The organism is uncultured Oscillibacter sp., assembly GCF_910579365.1.
In the GTDB taxonomy this organism is placed as follows: Bacteria; Bacillota; Clostridia; order Oscillospirales; family Oscillospiraceae; genus Oscillibacter.
The window spans coordinates 1-2,569 of the sequence record NZ_CAJTUX010000143.1; the positions used below are offsets into that span (position 1 = coordinate 1).

The 2,569-nt window shown below is 53.1% G+C and carries 3 protein-coding genes and 1 pseudogene; all 4 read right to left on the reverse strand.

Annotated features, from left to right (window positions below; translation table 11 throughout):
• Positions 1-443 (reverse strand): replication initiator protein A (locus QZ329_RS15465; RefSeq protein WP_295753891.1); only part of this gene is annotated, 443 nt, incomplete at its 3' end.
• Positions 444-631: 188 nt separating this feature from the next.
• On the reverse strand, positions 632-1,543 hold the full coding sequence (locus tag QZ329_RS15470) for a ParB/RepB/Spo0J family partition protein (protein ID WP_295753892.1): 912 nt from the start codon (positions 1,541-1,543) through the stop codon (positions 632-634).
• Positions 1,540-2,328, reverse strand: a complete 789-nt coding sequence (locus tag QZ329_RS15475) for an AAA family ATPase (RefSeq protein WP_295753894.1) — start codon at positions 2,326-2,328, stop codon at positions 1,540-1,542. Before QZ329_RS15475 ends, QZ329_RS15470 begins: the two co-directional genes overlap by 4 nt.
• A 98-nt stretch (positions 2,329-2,426) precedes the next feature.
• A pseudogene (locus QZ329_RS15480) lies at positions 2,427-2,555 on the reverse strand (recombinase); the annotation flags it as partial.
• Positions 2,556-2,569: the final 14 nt, after the last annotated feature.

The window sequence follows — 2,569 nt, forward strand, 5'->3', positions numbered from 1 at the left end:
GACTGCTGATTTTCCGCAGTCTGAGGGGCCGGGGGCGGCGGTGCCTGTTCCGGCTGCTGGGGCTGGCCCGGTTCCGGGGGCAGGATGAAGTTCTTGACGTAAATCCGCGTGGGCCGTCCCTGGCCCTGCTTCTTCCGCTCGATCAGGCCGATGCCGTCCTTGTCCAGCTCCCGGAACAGCTTCGTGGCCTTGTCCTTCCCGCAGCTCATGAGATTCATAGCGTCCTCCTGGGTGAAGTAGATGTAGACGCGCTTATCGCTGTCCATCCAGCCGTTTTTCACCGACAGTCCCATCCGGTCCAGCAGAAGGCCGTAGAGGACCTTGGCCTCAATGGAAACGCTCTTATACCGGGGGTCGGTCAGCAGGGTCTTGGGGATACGGTAAAAGCTGTACTGTTCCGCTTCGTTGCCGTAGTAGTAGTCCAGATTCAGATTTGACGGCATGGTGATTGCCTCCTTTGAAATATGCGGAGAAACAAAAAAAGCGCCCCGGCGACCATAATAGTCACCGGGGCGCTCATGCTCCTGCCGCTTGTAGATTTGTCCGTAAACGAAAAAAAGCCGCCCTCGCCACTGATGATTAGTCAGTTGCGGGGGCGGCTAATGAGGATATATCGGGCCTCCTTTTCAAATTATTTTTGTTGAACGCTCCATGCTTCCAGCAGAGATACAATGACTTCTTCCATCTGCTGACTGGTGTAAGACGGCGGGAAGTATTGATGCAGTCTCGCTTGCTTGAGAACCACCTGCACAGCGGTGGGATGTTCCGCTGACAAAAGGCCCTCAATGACGGTGGCGGTCAGAGTGTCGTCCTTGCTGTGCTGTTTGATTTTTGCTAGTTGCCCTCTCCCTGGAATCACATTCAGCTTGTCCATCACCGATACAAGGTCCGTCTGTTCCTGTTTTGCCAGATTGGAAATGTAATCAGCGGCGGTGCTGACCGCAAGTTTATCCTCGTCTACCAGAGCCAGCAGGGGAGGAATTAGTCGGGTTAATGCTATGTACCGGGTCACAGTCAAACCGCAGTTCTCCCCAGCGTCTTGCGCTATTTTCTCCCGTGCGGTCAACTTCGGAACCGCCGGTTCCGAAGTTAGGTCCCGCCGCTTGCCCTGATGCTTTAAGGCTTCCAGCTTCATTTTGTAGGCAAATGCTTTTTCGCTGGGCAGGATTTTCTCACGTTGAAGGTTAGAATCAACCATGATTATGGTGGCTTCATCATCATCCAGCGTCCGAATGAGTACCGGCATAGTAGTCTTACCCGCCAACTCGCTCCCTCGCTTGCGCCGGTGTCCCGCTATGATCTCATAGCCGCCCTCTTTACGGGGACGGACGATACCGGGAGACAGAACACCGCTCCGCGCGATACTCTCCATCGTTTTCTGCATCGCTTCATCATCCCGCACTTGGAAAGGGTGATCTTTGAAAGGAAACAGTTCTGCCAGTGGAACTTCCTGCACCTGTTCGCCGTTGGCCTCCGCTTTGCCGCCAGTTTGAAACAAGTCGTCAAAGCCAGCCAACTGTATCTTACTGGCGCTGCCTTTCATGATGCCAAGACCTCCCTTGTCAGAGACGCATAGGCGGCGGAGACTTTACCAGCAGGGTCATGGAGGTAAATACTTCGGCCCTCTGCGCTGGTTTCTGCCGCCCGGATTGACTGAGGGATAATACTGTTGAAAATCCGCAGCTTGTCCCCATAGGAATTGCGGAGCAGTTCAATGATCTCCCGTGAATAGGTCGTTCGCAAATCCGCCATAGTGATAAGGATGCCCGCAATTTCCAGACCGGGATTGATTTTTCGCTTCACATTTGATATAGTGCGGATAAGCTGTTCCAATCCTTTGATGGAGAGGTAGTGCGCCTGCATGGGAATCAGCACTTGATCCGCAGCGGCCAGGGCATTGATGGTCAGCATACCCAAGGAGGGGCAGCAGTCCAACAGAATCACATCGTACTGTTCGCGGACACTGTTCAGGTATTCGCGTAGGATTGTCTCACGGCTCATGGTGTTCACCAGCGTGACCTCCAAGCCGGACAGCTCGATGTTAGCCGGAAGAAGGTCAACGGCTTCCGCTTGATGGAGAATACCCTCGCCGGGAGACACTGGCTCGTCCAAAATTATGCGGCCCAAAATGGTCGCCAGTGTGTTTTCCATCTGATCGGGCCGCTGGTATCCCAGGCTGGCAGTCAAGGACCCCTGAGCATCCATGTCCACCAGAAGGACTTTCTTGCCCTCCCGCGCCAGACCAATACCCAAGTTGACCGCCGTTACGGTCTTGCCAACTCCGCCCTTTTGGTTGCAGATAGCCGTGATTTTAGCCGTTTTTCTCATGTTTGGCCTCCTTCTATGTTCATAGAATAAAAACAGGACTAAACCAGCGTGCCCCTTGCTGTGGGGTGTTTCTGATTTAGTCCTATTTTAACAGGCCCGTCTTGATATTCCTTACAACTCCCGCCTCTCAATTCGTATTTGCAAAACTCAATCTGACTTTCGATAGAAATACTATCCTTCTTGTCGATGGACTGTCTTGCATAAATCGCGTCAATTCGATTGTTCATTTTGCGCTCCCTTT